11 protein-coding genes are annotated in these 16,594 nt (G+C 75.9%); 5 read left to right on the top strand and 6 right to left on the bottom strand.

From position 1 onward, the window contains the following. Positions 1-170: 170 nt before the first annotated feature. Complete coding sequence (locus E4N63_RS18130; RefSeq protein WP_230242537.1) at positions 171-1,109, top strand: 1,4-dihydroxy-6-naphthoate synthase; 939 nt, start codon at positions 171-173, stop codon at positions 1,107-1,109. 66 nt (positions 1,110-1,175) lie between these two features. Here E4N63_RS18130 and E4N63_RS31190 read toward each other — a convergent pair whose 3' ends face one another. Then, positions 1,176-1,559, bottom strand: a complete 384-nt coding sequence (locus E4N63_RS31190) for a cold-shock protein (protein WP_019711245.1) — start codon at positions 1,557-1,559, stop codon at positions 1,176-1,178. A 214-nt stretch (positions 1,560-1,773) separates the two neighbouring features. On the opposite strand from E4N63_RS31190, the gene E4N63_RS18120 reads away from it, so the two are divergent. After that, on the top strand, positions 1,774-2,028 hold the full coding sequence (locus E4N63_RS18120) for a hypothetical protein (protein ID WP_043462936.1): 255 nt from the start codon (positions 1,774-1,776) through the stop codon (positions 2,026-2,028). Here E4N63_RS18120 and E4N63_RS18115 read toward each other — a convergent pair. Both E4N63_RS18115 and E4N63_RS18110 read right to left on the bottom strand, forming a co-directional pair. Beyond that, positions 2,001-2,690 carry an HAD family hydrolase gene (locus E4N63_RS18115; protein ID WP_230241173.1) on the bottom strand — a complete coding sequence of 230 codons (690 nt, stop codon included), beginning with the start codon at positions 2,688-2,690 and terminating at the stop codon, positions 2,001-2,003. The two genes, E4N63_RS18120 and E4N63_RS18115, sit on opposite strands and share 28 nt — an antisense overlap. Positions 2,691-3,004: 314 nt before the next feature. Beyond that, positions 3,005-3,718, bottom strand: a complete 714-nt coding sequence (locus E4N63_RS18110) for a hypothetical protein (RefSeq protein WP_230242729.1) — start codon at positions 3,716-3,718, stop codon at positions 3,005-3,007. Between the two features lie 837 nt (positions 3,719-4,555). Here E4N63_RS18110 and E4N63_RS18105 point away from each other — a divergent pair. Continuing rightward, on the top strand, positions 4,556-7,507 hold the full coding sequence (locus E4N63_RS18105) for a helicase-associated domain-containing protein (RefSeq protein ID WP_230241172.1): 2,952 nt from the start codon (positions 4,556-4,558) through the stop codon (positions 7,505-7,507). 442 nt (positions 7,508-7,949) lie between these two features. Further along, entirely contained in the window at positions 7,950-9,620 is a 1,671-nt protein-coding gene (locus E4N63_RS18100; protein WP_125624892.1) for a DNA repair helicase XPB, read from the top strand. Here E4N63_RS18100 and E4N63_RS18095 read toward each other — a convergent pair. Next, positions 9,572-10,831, bottom strand: a complete 1,260-nt coding sequence (locus E4N63_RS18095) for a glycosyltransferase 87 family protein (protein WP_230242535.1) — start codon at positions 10,829-10,831, stop codon at positions 9,572-9,574. The two genes, E4N63_RS18100 and E4N63_RS18095, sit on opposite strands and share 49 nt — an antisense overlap. 221 nt (positions 10,832-11,052) lie before the next feature. Then, positions 11,053-11,352 carry a hypothetical protein gene (locus E4N63_RS18090; RefSeq protein ID WP_230241171.1) on the bottom strand — a complete coding sequence of 100 codons (300 nt, stop codon included), beginning with the start codon at positions 11,350-11,352 and terminating at the stop codon, positions 11,053-11,055. A 441-nt stretch (positions 11,353-11,793) separates the two neighbouring features. Here E4N63_RS18090 and E4N63_RS18085 point away from each other — a divergent pair, with 441 nt between their 5' ends. After that, the gene (locus E4N63_RS18085) at positions 11,794-14,100 is read left to right on the top strand and encodes an AAA family ATPase (protein WP_374112876.1); all 2,307 of its coding nucleotides are present in this window, start codon (positions 11,794-11,796) and stop codon (positions 14,098-14,100) included. A 90-nt stretch (positions 14,101-14,190) separates the two neighbouring features. On the opposite strand, the gene E4N63_RS18080 is transcribed toward E4N63_RS18085, so the two are convergent. Continuing rightward, positions 14,191-16,593 (bottom strand): xanthine dehydrogenase family protein molybdopterin-binding subunit, encoded by a 2,403-nt coding sequence (locus tag E4N63_RS18080; protein WP_230241170.1) that lies wholly within the window; start codon positions 16,591-16,593, stop codon positions 14,191-14,193. Position 16,594: the final 1 nt, after the last annotated feature.

Below are 16,594 nucleotides of genomic sequence, written 5' to 3'. Positions count from 1 at the left end.
GGAAGGAACAGCCCATGAACGGCACCGAGCCCACGGCGCGGACATCGCGGGACGGGCGTACGGACGGCGCGGCGGAGACGGCGGAGGCGACCCCCGGGGCCCGACGGCCCACCGCCGCCGCTGCCCCCACTGCCGCCGCCTCCGAGCACGGGACGCCGGGCGGGCGGCCGCTGCGGATCGCCTACTCGCCGTGCCCGAACGACACCTTCGTCTTCCACGCCTGGTCGCACGGGCTGGTGCCCGGCGCCCCCGCCGTGGACGTGACCTTCGCGGACATCGACATCACCAACGGCCTCGCCGAATTCACCGCGGCCGGGAGCCGGGAAGCCGGGGAGCGGGACGGCGCGGGCAAGGGCACGGACACGGGCTCCGGCACCGACCCGCGCCTCGGCCCCCTGCTCGACCACGACATCCTGAAGGTCTCCTACGCCGTCCTGCCGTGGATCCTCGACGCGTACGCCCTGCTGCCCTGCGGCGGTGCGCTGGGCCGGGGCTGCGGGCCGCTGGTGCTGACGGCCGCACCCGGCCGGGCCGCCGATCTGCGCGGCAAGCGGGTCGCGGTGCCCAGCGAGCGCTCGACGGCGTATCTGCTGTTCCGGCTCTGGGCGGCGGCCGAAGTGCCGGATGGCGTCGGGGAGATCGTCGTGCTGCCGTTCCACGAGATCATGCCCGCCGTGCGGGACGGCGCCGTCGACGCGGGACTCGTCATCCACGAGGCCCGCTTCACCTACCGGGACTACGGCCTGCACTGCCTCGCCGACATGGGCGAGCACTGGGAGAACACCACCGGCCTGCCGATCCCGCTGGGCGCCATCGTCGCGAAACGCTCGCTCGGCGACCGGCGGCTGCGGGAGCTGGCGGACGCCGTGCGCACCTCGGTGAGGATGGCCTGGGACGACCCGGAGGCGTCACGGCCGTATGTGCTGGAGCACGCCCAGGAGATGGACCCGGCCGTGGCCGACCAGCACATCGGCCTCTACGTCAACGAGTTCACCGCGGACCTCGGCGAGGCCGGATACGCGGCGGTGCGCGGGCTGCTCACCCGCGCGGCGGCCGAAGGGCTGGTGCCGCCCCTCGGGCCGCACGCCCTGGCGTTCCCCGGCGCCTGAGACCACAGGGCCGGCGCCCCACGAGCGGCTGAAACCTCCCGCCGCGGGGCCCGGCCCCGGACTGCCTCAGACGTCCAGTTGGTCGGCGACGGCGCGGAGCATGCCCGCGATCTTCTGGCCGTGCACCCGGTCCGGGTAGCGGCCGCGTTCGAGCTGGGCGCCGACGTTCTCCAGGAGGGTCGTCAAGTCCTGGACGATGGAGGCGAGTTCGTCGGGCCTGCGGCGCTGCGCCGCGGCGACGGAGGGCGCCGGGTCGAGGATGGTCACCGAGAGCGCCTGGTCTCCCCGGTTGCCCGCGACCACGCCGAACTCGACCCGCTGCCCGGGTTTCAGCGCGTCGACTCCGGCCGGGAGCACCGAGGAGTGCACGAAGACGTCGCCGCCGTCGTCGCGGGAGAGAAAGCCGAAGCCCTTCTCACTGTTGAACCACTTGACCTTGCCGGTAGGCACGTCTGTCCTCGTCCTCGTACTCGTCGGGGATGGCAAACACACAAACAGCAGCTCAAAGAGCGGTGGAGCGGCCTTGCGGCCCTTGGGTCTCAGGCTAATGGTCCCGCGCCCGGTGACAAGAAGTCGCCGGGTGGTTCCTCAGCGTTCAGGGAGAACGGAGAGCGGGGCGGAGGCCCCCGGTCCCGGGCCGCCGCTCCCGATCTACCCTTGTGGGGTGAGCAGTGAAACCCCAGCAGACGGCGCCGGTCCCGGCGACCGGCTCGTACGTGTCGGCGGCGTCATCTTCCTGATCGGCGCCGTGGCCACCGTGGTGACGGTGGCGCCCCTCTTCCTCGGCAGGCCGCCGTTCCCGACGGCCGCCTATCTGATCTCGATGCTGATGGGTCTCGGCTTCGCCGTGGCCGGGGCCGGAGTGCTGCGCACCATCGCGGCGCAGCGGCGTCAGGCCAGGGGCGCGGGGGACGTCTGAGGGGCCTGCGGCTCCCGGGGCTCCCCGGACTCGCCGGACACCCGCGCCAGCCGGGAGGCGAGCCAGCCGGGGAACGCCGTCAGGTCGTCCAGGACCACGTCGGCGCCGGCGGAGCGCAGTTCCTCCGCGTCACACGGCCCGGTCGGCACTGCTATCGACAGCGCACCGGCCGTACGCGCGCCCCGTACATCACCGGTGTGATCTCCGACGTAGTAGGCGGCGCCGTGCGTGCGCAGCGCCTCCGCCTTGGCCTCCGCCCAGAGTGAACCGACGACGGCGTCGGGCTCGATGCCCAGATGTTCGAGGTGGAGCACGGCGTTGGGCTCGTACTTGGCGGTGACGACGACGGTCCGGCCCCCCGCCTCCCGTACGGCCTCGACGGCTTCGCGGGCGCCGGGCATGGGGAGGGCCGGCCCGATGGCGTGCCGGGGGTAGATGTCCCGGTAGAGGTCGGCGACGGCGTCGACGCGGTCGGCCGGGAACCAGTGGGCGAGCTCGTGTTCGAGCGGCGGCCCGAGCCGGGTGACGACGAGATCGGTGTCGATGTACGTCCCGGTGAGGTCGGCGAGCACGACGAAGGCGGCCTTGATCCCGGGCCGGGAGTCGATCAGCGTCATGTCGAGGTCGAAGCCGACCGTCGGGGGCTGGGGATTCGATGCCATACGGCCATTGTGCCCGGGGCGCGAGAGGTGCCCCCGGGGCGCCCGGCCGGCCGCCCCGGCCCCCGGCGAGGCGTTCCGGAGGAACCGCCGGGATGGACGGCCGGATGGGCGGGCGCCGGCGCTCAGGACCGGGACCGGGACCAGGAGCAGGACCGGGACCGCTCGGGATCAGGGCCGACCGGGAGATCTCTTCACGCCGCTGAGCCTGCCCGCCACGCCGCTGTGCCTGCCCGCCTCGCCGCGGTCCGGGGCCGGGCGCGCGCCCCGGGGCCAGGCGCACACCGCACAGTCGGGCGGGCCGTTCGCGGCAGGGGTCAGCCGCGCGGCCGCCGCCTCGCGCGCCAGACCAGGAACACGGCCGAGGCGACGGCCGCCGCGCGCAGGGCGACCGGCCAGGTCTCGGTGAGCGCGGTGCTCATCTCGCCGTCCCGGATCGGCTGGCCCCAGCGCCCTTCCATCCGGCCCCACAACCACACCAGCGCTCCCCCGGCGACCAGCCCCGGCAGGGCCAGCACGGCCCACTTGGCCTCCGTACGGCTGAGGCGGGGGCCGGCGTACGCGATGAGCCAGCCCGCGGCCAGGGCGAGCAGCGAACCGAACACCGCCCCGCCGGCCAGCAGCGCCGCGGCGAGCAGCAGCAGCGGGCTGGGGGTGCCGACGCGCCCCGACGCGCCTCCCCCGGAGCGGCGGAACAGGCCGCCGCGGGCGGGGAGTTCCTCCGTCCCGTCCGGGTCCGCACCGGCCACCTCCGCGCCGCCGGAAGCCCCGGCCGCCGCCGACGGGTCGGACTCGAACGGCTTCTGCGGCGGCGGCTTCAGTATCTCGGGGATCTCGATGCCGCCGGTGAAGCCCGGTACGGAGTCGCCGGCGCCGAAGTGCCCGGCGGCGAACCCGGACCCGCCGGGCCGCGCGGTGCCGAACGGGCCCGGTTCGACGCGCCACCACTCCGTGCCGTCGGCGCCGCGCAGTTCGTCCTCGCCCGCCAGGTGCGGCGGCATGGGCCCGGTCAGCGGGATGACGGGGACCACGGGCGGTTCCGCGGGTGGTTTCCCCGCACCGTCGCGGGGCGCCGGGACCTCGGTGCCGCCGATGAGACCCGCGCGCCTTGCGAGGGCGCCGAGCCGTCCCAGGGTGGAGCGGCCGTCCGGGTCTTCCCCGGCGGCCGCCCCGGCCCGGCGGCGCGGCTTCCGCCGCCTCCCGCCCCTGCTCCCGTTCCGCCTCCGGGACCGGTCCCGTCCCCGGCCGACGGCCCGGCGCCGCGCCCGGGTCTCCGTCCGCCGCCCCTTCCGCCGGCCCTGCCGGCCCGGCCGGGCTTCCGCCCCGCGCCGGGTCCGTCCTCCCGGCCGGCCTCCGTCACCGGCCGGTGCACCGGCCGTTCCGGCGCGTCAGCTCCGCGCCCCGCGCTCCCTCCGCCCGTCTCGCCGGGGGCCCGGCCGCCCGCCTCGCGGACCACGTCCTCAGGGGACCCGATCCGGCCCAGGATGCGTTTCACCGCGCCCGGGCTGTCGGCGGCCTTGGTGCGCTGTTGTTCGATCTCCTGGCGCAACTGTGACACCAGGCGCATCCGGTCCCCGGACGACAGCTGCCGTTGCTGGGCCAGATCCCCGACCCGGCTCAGATAGTCCAGAACGAGCTGATCGCTTTCGATCCCCACGAAATCCCCTGCGGGTGTGCACTGTTGGTGACCGCCTCACCCGACGGTACCCGCTTCCGCCGCGCCGGAAGCGGGCACGCGCCGCAGCTCCGGCGGTGTGCCGCCCGCCGACGCCGCCGGCGCCGCGCCGCGGCTCGCGCCGGAGTGCGCCCCGCCCGTCCGGGGGTGCGCGCGGGGCCCGACCCCCGGCGCGAACGCTACTGTGAGTCGGATGACGACCGAGCGGAACGGGGAGGCGCGCGTGCCCGCAGAGACCGGCCCGGCCGGACGAGCCGGCGCCGCCGGCGGCAGCACCGGCACCGGTGCGGGCGCCGGCGCCGGGCCGCGCACGCTCGCCGAGGAGCTGCGCAGCCGCGGTGACCGCGAACTCGCCGAGCTGCTGCGGGCCCGCCCCGACCTGCTCTCCCCGGTGCCCGGCGACCTCACCCAGCTCGCCACCCGCGCCGTGAACCGCGCCTCCGTCGCCCGGGCCCTGGAGCAGCTCGACCGGTTCGCCGTGCAGACCGCCGAGGCCCTCGCGGTCGCCCCGGACCCCTGTGCGTACGACACCCTGCTGACCCTGATGGCCGGGGAGGACCGCGAGGAGACCGTCACGGCCGAACTGCCGCGCGCCGTGACCACGCTGCGCACCCGGGCGCTGCTGTGGGGCGGCAGCGGCCGGCTCCACCTCGTCCGCACCGCCCGCGAACTCCTCGCCCCCGCCACGACCGGCCCGGCCGCGCCCTCCACCGGGCTCGGCCCGACCGTCTCCGAGGCCACGGCCGGGATGTCACCCGGCCGGCTCCAGCAGATCCTCGCCACCGCCGGACTGCCCACCACCCACGACTCGGTGACCGCCGTCGAAGCGCTGACCGCGCTCTTCACCGACCGGGAACGGATGGCCGGCCTGCTCGGGGAGGCGCCCCCGGAGGCCCTGCGAGTGCTGGACCGGCTGGTGTGGGGGCCGCCCTACGGCCAGGTGCCGGCCGATCCGGGACCCGCCGTGCGCTGGCTCGTCGCCCGCGGGCTGCTGCTGCCGACCGCGCCCGGCACGGTCGTCCTGCCCCGCGAGGTGGCGCTGCACCTGCGCGGCGGGCGGGCGCACCGGATCCCGGAGCCGCTGCCACCGCCCGTGGAGACCGCGGCCCAGTACAGTCCGCGCTCGGTGGACTCGGCGGGCGCCGGACAGGCGTGCACGGCCATCGGGACGGTCGACGACCTGCTGCACGCGTGGGAGACGGCGGGACCGGCGGTGCTGCGCGCGGGCGGCGTGAGCATCCGCGATCTGAAGCGGACGGCCGCGGCGCTCGACACGGACGAGTCCACGGCCGTCTTCTGGATCGAACTGGCCTACGCCGCCGGGCTGCTGGCCTCCGACGGCACGACCGACGAACGCTTCGTGCCGACCCCGGAGTACGACGACTGGCGGGCCCGGCCCGCCCAGGAGCGCTGGGCCGCCCTGGTCGCGGCCTGGCTGCCGGCCACCCGCACCGCCGGGGTCGTCGGGGGCCACGACGCCAAGGGGCGCGCCCTGACGGTGCTCGGCCCCGGACTGGACCGCTCCCAGGCGCCCGAGATGCGCCACCGCACGCTGGAACTGCTCGCCACCCTGCCGCCGGGCGCCGCGCCCCGTCCGGAGAGCGTGCTGGCCCGGCTCCGCTGGGAGCGCGGTATCTCCTCCGAATCCGGCGGCGGCGCGGGAGCGGGGACGGTCACGGGCGGATTCGCCCCGGGGACGGGAACAGGGACGGGCGCCGGCGCGGGATACGGCGGCGGAACGGGCCCGGGGTACGGGGACGGCTCCCGCGACCGGGCCGCCCACGGGGCGCCGTCCGGCCGTGCCGCCACCGCCGGAGCCCGCAGGGGCGGCGCACCGGACGGCTGGCGCACGGCGGGTACGGCGCCCGTGTCGGCGCGCGGGCTGTCCTCCGCCGAGGAGCTGCGGACACGGCTCACCGAGTGGACCCTGCGCGAGGCCGAACTCCTCGGCGTGACGGGCCGCGGCGCCCTCTCCGCGCACGGCCGGGTCCTGCTCGGCCTGCCCGCCGCCACGGACGGCGGGGACGGCACGGACACCGGCGGCGGGGACGGCCCGGGCCCCGGCGCCGCGGCCCCGCCCCACGGCTTCCGGTGCCACCGCTTCCGGTGCCGCCCCGGCTCCCCGGCCGCGTCCGCCGGTCCGCGTCCCGCCGGGGCCTTCGCCCCGCGGTCCGCCACCGAGATCGCCGCCTCCGCCGCCCGCGCCGCCGAGGTGCTGGCACCGCTGCTGCCCGAGCCGCTGGACCACGTCCTTCTGCAGGCCGATCTGACCGCCGTGGCGCCGGGCCCGCTGGAGCGCCCGCTCGCGGAGACCCTCGACGTGCTCGCCGAGATCGAGTCCAAGGGCGGCGCGACGGTCTACCGCTTCACCCCGGACTCCGTGCGCCGCGCGCTGGACTCCGGGCGCATCGCCGAAGACCTGCACGCCTTCCTCGCGGAGCACTCGCGCACCCCCGTGCCGCAGCCACTGAGCTATCTCATCGACGACGTGGCCCGGCGCCACGGTCATCTGCGGGTCGGCGCCGCGTCCGCGTACGTCCGCTGCGAGGACGACGGGCTGCTCGCCGAGATCCTGGCCGACAAGCGCTCCGAGGGGCTGCGGCTGCGCCGGCTGGCGCCGACCGTGCTGGCCGCGGAGCTGGACCCGGCCACACTGCTCACCAAGCTGCGCGAGATGGGGTACGCGCCGGCCGCCGAGTCGGCCGAGGGCGATGTGCTGATCACCCGCCCCGGAGTGCACCGCACGCCGCCGCGCACCCCGCCCGCCCCGGTCGCGGAGGGCCTGCCGGTGCCGGACGACACCCTGCTCACCGCGACCGTACGGGCCGTACGGGCCGGGGACCGCGCGGCGTCCGGCGAACCGGGCCCGGCCGGCGGTGCGGGCGCCCCGCCCCGGGCCCCGGGCGGGCTGCCGCGGAGCACGCCCGGCGACACCCTGGCCGCGCTCCAGGCCGCGGCGCTCACCGGCAGCCCGGTGTGGATCGGCTGCATCACCGCGGAGGGCGCGGCCGACCGGCGGCTCATCGCCCCGGTCCGCGTGGAGAGCGGCGTCGTCACGGCGTACGACCACACCGCCGAGGAGGTCCGCACATATCCGCTGCACCGGATCACGGGCGTCGCCGAGCCCTCCGGCGGCGAGATCTGAGCACCGGCGGAGGCGGCCGCGGGCGGGGCGGCCCGCACCGTGACGGAATACCCGGCCGCATGCGGGGGTTCCACCTCCGACGGGGGCCGGGCCCGACCGGCTCACGGTCCCGCGCCCGGAAACCCCGGGACGCGGACCGCCCGTACGGCGTTCGCGCCCGGTGTGGCGGCGCCCGGCAGGCGCTCGGACGGATGCTCGGCCCGGACGGGCGTTCGCAAAGGTGCCGGGCCGGCCAGGTGCCCGGCAGGCGACCGGCAAAGCACGCGGCAAGGCGTTCGGTCCGGCGACCGGCAGGAACCGTCCCGTCCGGCCGGCGCGATGGGCGACCATGGAGAGCGGCGCGCGCCCCCGGCACCCGGCCGGTCCTCCCTCTCCGGCACGTCCGGGGGGCACGGCCGAGCGGCGGCAGAGATGCCGTCCGTGCCGTCCGTCACGCCGACTGATGATTCGAACCGCGGAGGTACGCGTGTCCTGCCTGATCGTCCAGAGCGACAAAACGCTCCTGCTCGAAGTGGACCACGAGCAGGCGGACGCGTGCCGCCGCGCCATCGCGCCCTTCGCCGAGCTGGAACGCGCCCCCGAGCACATCCACACCTACCGGCTGACCCCGCTCGGCCTGTGGAACGCGCGCGCCGCCGGGCACGACGCCGAGCAGGTCGTCGACGCGCTGGTCGAGTACTCCCGTTACCCCGTGCCGCACGCCCTCCTGGTCGACGTCGCCGAGACGATGGCCCGCTACGGGCGGCTGCGGCTGCTGAAGCACCCGGTGCACGGGCTGGTCCTGGAGTCCTCCGACCGCCCCGTCCTGGAGGAGATCCTGCGGTCGAAGCGGATCCAGCCGCTGGTGGGCGCCCGGATCGACCCGGACACCGTGGCCGTGCACCCGTCCGAACGCGGGCAGATCAAGCAGACGCTGCTCAAGCTGGGCTGGCCCGCCGAGGACCTCGCCGGTTACGTCGACGGCGAGGCGCACCCGATGGAGCTGGAGGAGAACGGCTGGCAGCTCCGCCCGTACCAGCGGCAGGCCGTGGAGAACTTCTGGCACGGCGGCTCCGGTGTCGTCGTCCTGCCGTGCGGCGCGGGCAAGACGCTCGTCGGGGCGGGAGCGATGGCCACGGCCAAGTCGACGACGCTGATCCTCGTCACCAACACCGTCTCGGCCCGGCAGTGGAAGCACGAGCTGGTGAAGCGCACCTCGCTCACCGAGGACGAGATCGGCGAGTACAGCGGCACCCGCAAGGAGGTCCGCCCGGTCACCATCGCCACGTACCAGGTGCTGACGACGCGGCGGAAGGGCGTCTACCCGCACCTGGAGCTGTTCGACTCGCGCGACTGGGGCCTGATCCTCTACGACGAGGTGCATCTGCTGCCCGCGCCGGTCTTCAAGTTCACCGCCGACCTCCAGGCGCGCCGCCGGCTCGGGCTGACGGCGACCCTGGTGCGCGAGGACGGCCGGGAGTCGGACGTCTTCTCGCTGATCGGCCCGAAGCGGTTCGACGCGCCGTGGAAGGAGATCGAGGCGCAGGGCTACATCGCGCCGGCGGACTGCGTGGAGGTGCGGGTCGATCTGACGGACGCGGAGCGGCTGGCGTACGCCACCGCCGAGCCGGAGGAGAAGTACCGTTACTGCGCCACGACGGTCACCAAGCAGCGGGTGATCGAGGAGCTGGTGCGCAAGCACGCGGGGCAGCAGACGCTGGTCATCGGCCAGTACATCGACCAGCTCGACGAACTCGGCGAGCACCTGGACGCCCCCGTCATCAAGGGCGAGACGAGCAACGCGCAGCGCGAGAAGCTGTTCGACGCCTTCCGGCAGGGCGAGCTGTCCGTCCTCGTCGTCTCCAAGGTCGCGAACTTCTCGATCGACCTGCCCGAGGCGACCGTCGCCATCCAGGTCTCCGGCACCTTCGGCTCCCGCCAGGAGGAGGCGCAGCGGCTGGGCCGGGTGCTGCGGCCCAAGGCGGACGGCCACGAGGCGCGGTTCTACTCGGTCGTCGCCCGCGACACCATCGACCAGGACTTCGCGGCGCACCGCCAGCGCTTCCTGGCCGAGCAGGGCTACTCCTACCGCATCGTCGACGCGTCCGAGCTGGCGGCGGGCGACGAGGTCTGACGCGGCCCGGGCAGGCCCGGGACCCGTGCGGTGCCGGGCGTCCCGGTGCCGGCGGAGGCCCCGGCGGGCCCGGACGGCGGCCCCTGCGGGGTGCCGCGCAGCCGCCAGGCGGCGAACAGCAGCAGGCCGATGCCCAGCACCGGATACGGGGAGCCGGCCGCCTGGAGCCACCAGGGCAGCCGCAGGTCGAGGACTCCGTCGTGCGGCACCAGCCAGTGGCTGCGGGCGGAGAAGAGGACCAGGGCGGCGACGGCGAGCACCGGCCGCGGCCGCGCCCCGGCCTCGACGGCGAGCAGCACCAGCAGCGGCACGCACCACACCCAGTGGTGCGACCAGCTGATGGGGGAGACCAGCACCGCGGTCAGCGCCGTGCAGAGCACGCCCCACGCCTCGTGGCCGTGCGCCCGCACCGCGTGCCGGGCGAGCAGCAGCCCGGCGACGGCCGTCACCAGAGCGGCCACCCGCCAGACGGTGCCGGGGTCGGTGGTGTGCAGCAGCCGTGCGAACAGGCCCTGCAGGGACTGGTTGTCGACGATCCACACCCTGCCGACACGGCGGGTCTCGAGCATCCGCCGGGTCCAGAACTCGAGGCTGGCCCCGGGCAGGACGGCGACACCGGCGAGCACCGTGCCCGCGAAGCCCGCGAAGGACCACAGCGCGGCGCGCACCCGGCCGGTCAGCAGCAGGTAGACGGCGAAGATCGCGGGCGTGAGCTTGATCCCGGCCGCGACGCCGATGGCGAGGCCCTTGCCCCGGGCGCCGTCGGGCCGGGTCAGATCCCACAGCACCAGGCAGGCCAGGGCGAGGTTGATCTGCCCGAAGAGCATCGTCTGGAAGACGGGTTCGAGCCACAGCCCGAGCGCGGTCGCACCGATGACGAGGGCTCCGCGCGGCCAGGTGGCCAGCCGGGTCCCGGAGGCGGGGGCCGCCAGCCTCAGTGAGAGATGGACGAGCAGGGCCAGCAGCAGCACATTCGTCGCGGCGAAGGCGGCCTTCAGCGGCAGCAGGGGCAGCAGCGCGGCGGGGACGAACAGCATCGCCGCGAACGGCGGGTACGTGGCGGGCAGGTTCCACTCGGTGACCCGGAACCCGTAGAGGTCGGTGCCGTCGAGGACGGCGCGGCCCTCGGCGCGGTAGACGAGCAGGTCGGCCATGGGCGTCGGCCGGAGCAGGCAGAGCGCCGCGAAAGCGGTGAGGGAGAGCAGGAGCAGAAGCAGCGCGGCGGCCGTCGGCCGGGTGAGGCGCCGTCTGCCGGAGCCGGTCGCAGCAGCAGCCACCTGTTCGTCCTCCGGTCCGCCGTCCCGTCAGTACCAAACGGCGGTAACCCTACTCGAACGGGTCAGTGGGCGGCAGCGCTGTTTCCGGCGCGTCCGTTCCTGTGTTCGGTTTCTTCTCCGGGCGGGCCGCGCCTGCGGCCGGAGGCCCGGCGGGGTTACCGGTCGGACCGCTCCGGGCCGTGACCGGGCTCCCGGGTCGGACCGTGCTGGGGCTCCCGGGAGGCATCGTGGCCGGGCTCCCGGGAGGCGGCGCGGCCGCCGCGGTCGTCCTCGTCGTCCTTGTCCCCGGTGTCGCCGAGGACGACGACGCTGAGCGCCGCCCCCGCGAAGACCCGGATCGCGTGCAGGGCGTCACCGAGGACATGCCGGCGGTGACCGGGCTCCGCGCCGGAGGCGACGGCCCCCGGCGACGGCCGCCTGGGCGGCGGGATGGGTGGTGTCGTCATGGTGCTCATGTGCTCCATGATGCGATTCATCCGGTTGCCGCACATCGGTCCAGGGATGTAACCCTGCGGAGACCCGGGTACTCCGCCGGACCGAGCCACCCCGCCGGGCGCCAACCCGGCGGATGACCTGGGAGGAGACCGTCCCGTAGGGGACGGGGCGGCGGAGGCGGTGGACGGTCCCGGGGCCCGGCGGGGCGGGGCGGGGCCGTACGGGAAAAGCGTTCGCCCGTCCGGCCGCCGCTGGCTACAATCGCCCGTCTGCCCGCCTCCCGCAGCGCGTCGCCGCAGCGTCCCGCCGGACCGGTTCCGCCGCGCCGGGAGAGCCGCCGCCCGGACGGAAACCGGCCGGTTCCCCATCTTCGTTCACCCGCAGCGCCGCGCGCTGCGCGCCATGTTCCGTCACGCCCTGTGGCACATCACGCCGTGTCACGTCACTCCGGAGGCTTCGCCGTGCCCGCGCATCCGTCCTCGGCCGATCTCGACGACCCCGCGGAACCCGGGGGTCCCCCGGCTCCGGCCTCCTCCGCGGGTCTCCCGGGCACCACGGCGCCCGGGGGAGGCGGAACGCCCGACGGAGCGGGGGAGCCGGGAGACCCCGCCGGCCCGCTCCGCCGCGAACAGGCCCATCTCGCCGCCTCCCGGGCCGCGCTGCGCGCCATGCGCGCGGACGCCGAGGCCCTCGACATCACCGACGTCACCGCGAACTGGGTCAACGCCGCCGTCCTCCGGTCCCAGATCGACGGCCGGATCAAGGCCCTCGCCGACCACGCCGGCACCCCGCTCTTCTTCGGCCGGCTGGACTACCTCCACCCACCCGAGGGGCGGACGGGAGACGCGGAAGACGCGCGAGACGCGGAAGAGTCGGAAGACGTGGGACAAGCCGGAGGGACGGCGGCGGCCGGCGGCGCGGCGCGCTACTACATCGGCCGCCGCCATGTGCACGACGCCGACGGGGACCCCATGGTCGTCGACTGGCGGGCCCCCGTCTCCCAGCCCTTCTACCGGGCCTCCCCGAAGGAGCCGATGGATGTCGCGCTCCGCCGCCGCTTCGGCTACACCGGCGGGGAGCTGACCGCCTATGAGGACGAGCGGCTCTCCGATCCCGCCGCCGCCGAGACCGTCAGCCGGCTGCTCCAGACGGAGATCGAACGGCCGCGCGTCGGCCCGATGCGCGACATCGTGGCGACGATCCAGCCCGAGCAGGACGAGATCGTCCGCGCCGGTCTGGGCGGCACCCTCTGTGTGCAGGGCGCGCCCGGCACCGGCAAGACGGCCGTCGGCCTGCACCGGGTCGCGTACCTCCTCTACGCCCACCGGGAGCGGCTCTCCCGCGCCGGCACGCTCGTCATCGGCCCCAACCGCTCCTTCCTCCACTACATCGAGCAGGTGCTGCCGGCTCTCGGTGAGCTGGAGGTCGCGCAGGCCACCGTCGACGACCTGGTGGCGCACGTCCCGGTCACCGGTACGGACACCCCCGAGGCGGCCCGGCTCAAGGGCGACGCCCGGATGGCGGAGGTGCTGCGCCGAGCCGTCCGCTCCGGGGTGCGGCCGCCCGGCGAGGGGCTGGTCGTCGTCCGCGGCTCCCGGCGCTGGCGGGTGCCCGCCGGGGAACTGCGGCAGATCGTGGACGAGTTGCTCGGCCGGGGCATCCGCTACGGCGCCGCCCGCGAAGCCCTGCCGCAGCGGATCGCGCACGCCGTGCTGGTGCGGATGGAGGCCGCGGGCGAGGCACCGGACGACCGGACGCAGAACGCGGTGGCCCGCGACCGGGCGGTGAAGGCGGCGGTCAAGGCGATCTGGCCGCCGGTCGATCCGGCGAAGCTGGTCCTGCGGCTGCTCTCCGACGCGGCGTTCCTCGCCGAGCAGGCCGAGGGTGTGCTGAGCGCCGGGGAGCAGGCGCTGCTGCTCCGGCCGAAGCCGCCGCGGAGCGTGCGGTCGGCGGCGTGGTCGGCGGCCGACGCCGTGCTGATCGACGAGGTGCGGGACCTCGTCGAACGCACCCCGTCCCTCGGCCATGTCGTCCTGGACGAGGCGCAGGACCTCTCCCCCATGCAGTACCGGGCGGTGGGCCGCCGCTGCACCACCGGCTCCGCGACGATCCTCGGCGACCTCGCCCAGGGCACCACCCCGTGGTCCACCGCCGCCTGGTCCGAGGCCCTGTCCCATCTCGGCAAGCCGGACGGGCGGATCGAGGAGCTGACGGAGGGCTTCCGGGTGCCGCGCGACGTCATCGCGTACGCCTCGCGGCTGCTGCCCGCCATCGCGCCCGGGCTGAAGGAGGCCACCTCGGTGCGGGAGGCGGCGGGCGCCCTGGAGATCCGCCGGGTGGACGCGGCCGGGGCCGGGAGCGGGCGCGAAGCCGGTGACGGGGACGGCTCCGAGGGGGCCGGCCCGCCGCCCGGCCTCGGCGCGGCCGTCGCGGAGGCGTGCCGTGAGGCGCTGGAGCACGAGGGCTCCGTGGGCCTGATCGCGGCCGACGCGCGCGTCCCGGCGCTGGCCGGGGCGCTGGCGGCGGCCGGGCTGCCGTATCTGTCACCCGGCGAGGAGACGACGGCGGACGCCCGGCTCACGCTCGTCCCGGCCTCGCTCGCCAAGGGCCTGGAGTACGACTACGTGGTGCTGGACGAGCCGGCCGCGGTCGTCGCCGCCGAGCCCGACCGGCGCACCGGGCTGCGCCGGCTGTACGTGGCCCTCACCCGGGCGGTGTCGGGCCTGACGGTGCTCCACGCGGAGGACCTGCCGCCGGAACTGGGGTGAACCCCGGCCCCGGCCCTCCGCCCGCTCCCCCGACGAGGCGGAGAAGGCAGGGCCGGGGTCTGGGGCCCGGGGCCCGGGCGCGCCGGTCCGTCACTCCAGCAGCCGGTCCAGGGTGATCGGCAGGTCCCGGATCCGCTTGCCGGTGGCGTGGTGGACGGCGTTGGCGACGGCCGCCGCCGTGCCGACGACGCCGATCTCGCCGACGCCGCGGGCGCCGAGCCGGTTGTGCAGGGTGTCCGGGTGGCCGAGGAACACCACCTCGACCTCCGGGACGTCCGCGTTCACGGGGAGGAGGTAGTCGGCGAGGTTGGCTCCCGCGTAGCGGCCGCGGTCGTCGGGGTGCAGGCCCTCGTGAAGCGCCGCCGACAGGCCCCACACCATGCCGCCCATGATCTGGCTGCGGGCCGTCTTGGCGTTGACGACCGTGCCCGTGTCCATGACGGCGAGCATGCGGAAGACCCGGATCTCCGCGGTCCGCCGGTGCACACGGACCTCGCAGAACTGGGCGCCGAAGGACGCGAAGGCGTGGCGCCGCGTCTCCTCGCCCGGGGCCGAGGAGCCCTCCGCCTCCACGCCCGTGCGGCCGGTGGCGGCGATGAGCGAGCCGAAGTCCTCGTCGGGGCCGCCGGGCGCGGTGAGCCGTCCGCGCTCGTACCGGACGTCCTCCGGGTCCCGGCCGCGGAAGGGGGAGCGGGGGTGTCGCACCGCCAGGTCGGTCAGCGCCTTCTTCGCCGCACCGGCCGCCTCCAGCAGGGCCGCTCCGACGCTGGAGGTTCCGGCGGAGGCGCCGACGAAGCCGGCCGGGCTGAGCCCGGAGTCGCCCAGGTCGGGCTTGATCCGGTGGGCGGGGATGCCCAGCGCCTCGGCGCCGACGACGGACAGCACCGTCCACATGCCCGTGCCCAGATCGGCGGTGGACCCGGAGACCTCGGCGGTGCCGTCCGCCCGGAACCGCACCTTCATCGACGCCGGGAAGCGCAGGGCGGGGAAGACGGCCGTGGCCATGCCGGTGCCGACGTACCAGTCGCCGTCGGTACCGGACCGGGGGCGGGCGTCGCGCCGGTGCCAGCCGAAGCGCCGCGCGCCGGTGCGGTAGCACTCGACGAGGTGCTTGCTCGACCAGGGGCGGCCGGTGCCCGGCTCGGTCGCCGCGTGGTTGCGGATGCGCAGTTCGACGGGGTCGATACGGAGCCGGACCGCCAGTTCGTCGAGGGCGCTCTCCAGGGCGAAGGAGCCGGGCGCCTCCCCGGGGGCCCGCATGATGGTGGCCTCGGCGATGTGCAGCGGCACATAACGGGCGGCCGCTTCGCTGTTCGGGCAGGCGTACCAGGTGCGGGTCTTGTGGGCCCCGGCCTCGACGGTCTCGGAGCCGACCGGGGCGCCCGAGGTGCAGTGGTGGCGCAGCGCCGTCAGGGTGCCGTCCGTGCGGGCGCCGAGGGCGACGGTCTGCAGCGTGCCGGGGCGGGTGGCCGTCGCGGTGAACACCTGTTCCCGGGTCAGCACCGCCTTCACCGGGCGGCCGAGGTCGCGCGCCGCCGCGGCGGCCAGCGTGGTCTGCGCGTAGGCGGCGAACTTCCCGCCGAAGGCCCCGCCGACGTAGCGGCTGACGATCCGGACATCGGCCGGATCGGCGTCCAGGGCCGTGGCGAGGTCGGCCGCCAGCATCGCGACGCCCTGGGTGGAGCTGTGGACGGTGAATTTCCCGTCCTCCCACTCGGCCACCGCCGAGTGGGGCTCCATCGGCGCGTGCTGCTGCGGCGCGGTGGTGTACGCGGCCTCGATCCGCACCTCGCTGTCGCGCAGCGCCTCGCCGACGGAGGCCACGCCGTCCGCGAGGACGGTGACGACGGCCGGTTCCCCGCCGACGTGCGCGGGTTCCCTCGCGCCGGGCAGCCCGTCCTCCAGGGAGACGGCGGCGGGCCGCTCGTCGTAGCGGACGCGGATCAGCGCCGCCGCGTCCCGGGCCTGTTCGAAGGTCTCCGCGACGACGAAGCCGATCGGCTGGCCGTGGTGGACGACCTCCTTGTCCTGCAGCGGCGCCCGCATCGGGCCGAGGACCCCGGCCCGGTTGATCTTCAGCGGGTCGAACGGGGTGTAGACGGCCAGCACCCCGGGGGAGTGGCGGGCGGCCCGGGTGTCCATGGACCGGATCGTGGCGTGGGCGACGGTGCTCACCACGACATGGCCGTGGGCGAGGCGGGCGGCGGTGTGGTCGGCGCCGTAGCGGGCCGCGCCGGTGACCTTGAGGCGGCCGTCCACCCGGTCGACGGGCCGGCCGAGACCGCTGCCGCCCTTTCCGGCCGGCGGGCGGCTCGCGGTGGTGTGCGGGGTGGCGGCGGTGTGCTGGGCTGCGGCGGTGCGCCGTCCCGTGGCGGCGCCCGGGCCCTCTCCGCCGCTCCCGCCGGGTGTGCTGCTGCGGCCGTGTGTACTGCTGCGGCTCTGTGTGCTGTCCCGGGTCTGCCCGTCCGGGGCGGTGCCGGTCGCGTCGGTCATG

This window comes from Streptomyces sp. MNU89, from assembly GCF_020982505.1.
Classification (GTDB): Bacteria; Actinomycetota; Actinomycetes; order Streptomycetales; family Streptomycetaceae; genus Streptomyces; species Streptomyces xinghaiensis.
This window is presented reverse-complemented; position numbering and strand designations above follow the sequence as displayed.

Bases quoted from the DNA above. Each gene is read 5' to 3' on its own strand.
- E4N63_RS18115 (WP_230241173.1), bottom strand. From the start codon at position 2,690: ATGGCATCGAATCCCCAGCCCCCGACGGTCGGCTTCGACCTCGACATG.
- E4N63_RS18080 (WP_230241170.1), bottom strand. From the start codon at position 16,593: ATGACCGACGCGACCGGCACCGCCCCGGACGGGCAGACCCGGGACAGC.
- E4N63_RS18090 (WP_230241171.1), bottom strand. From the start codon at position 11,352: ATGAGCACCATGACGACACCACCCATCCCGCCGCCCAGGCGGCCGTCG.
- E4N63_RS18100 (WP_125624892.1), top strand. From the start codon at position 7,950: ATGATTCGAACCGCGGAGGTACGCGTGTCCTGCCTGATCGTCCAGAGC.
- E4N63_RS18105 (WP_230241172.1), top strand. From the start codon at position 4,556: ATGACGACCGAGCGGAACGGGGAGGCGCGCGTGCCCGCAGAGACCGGC.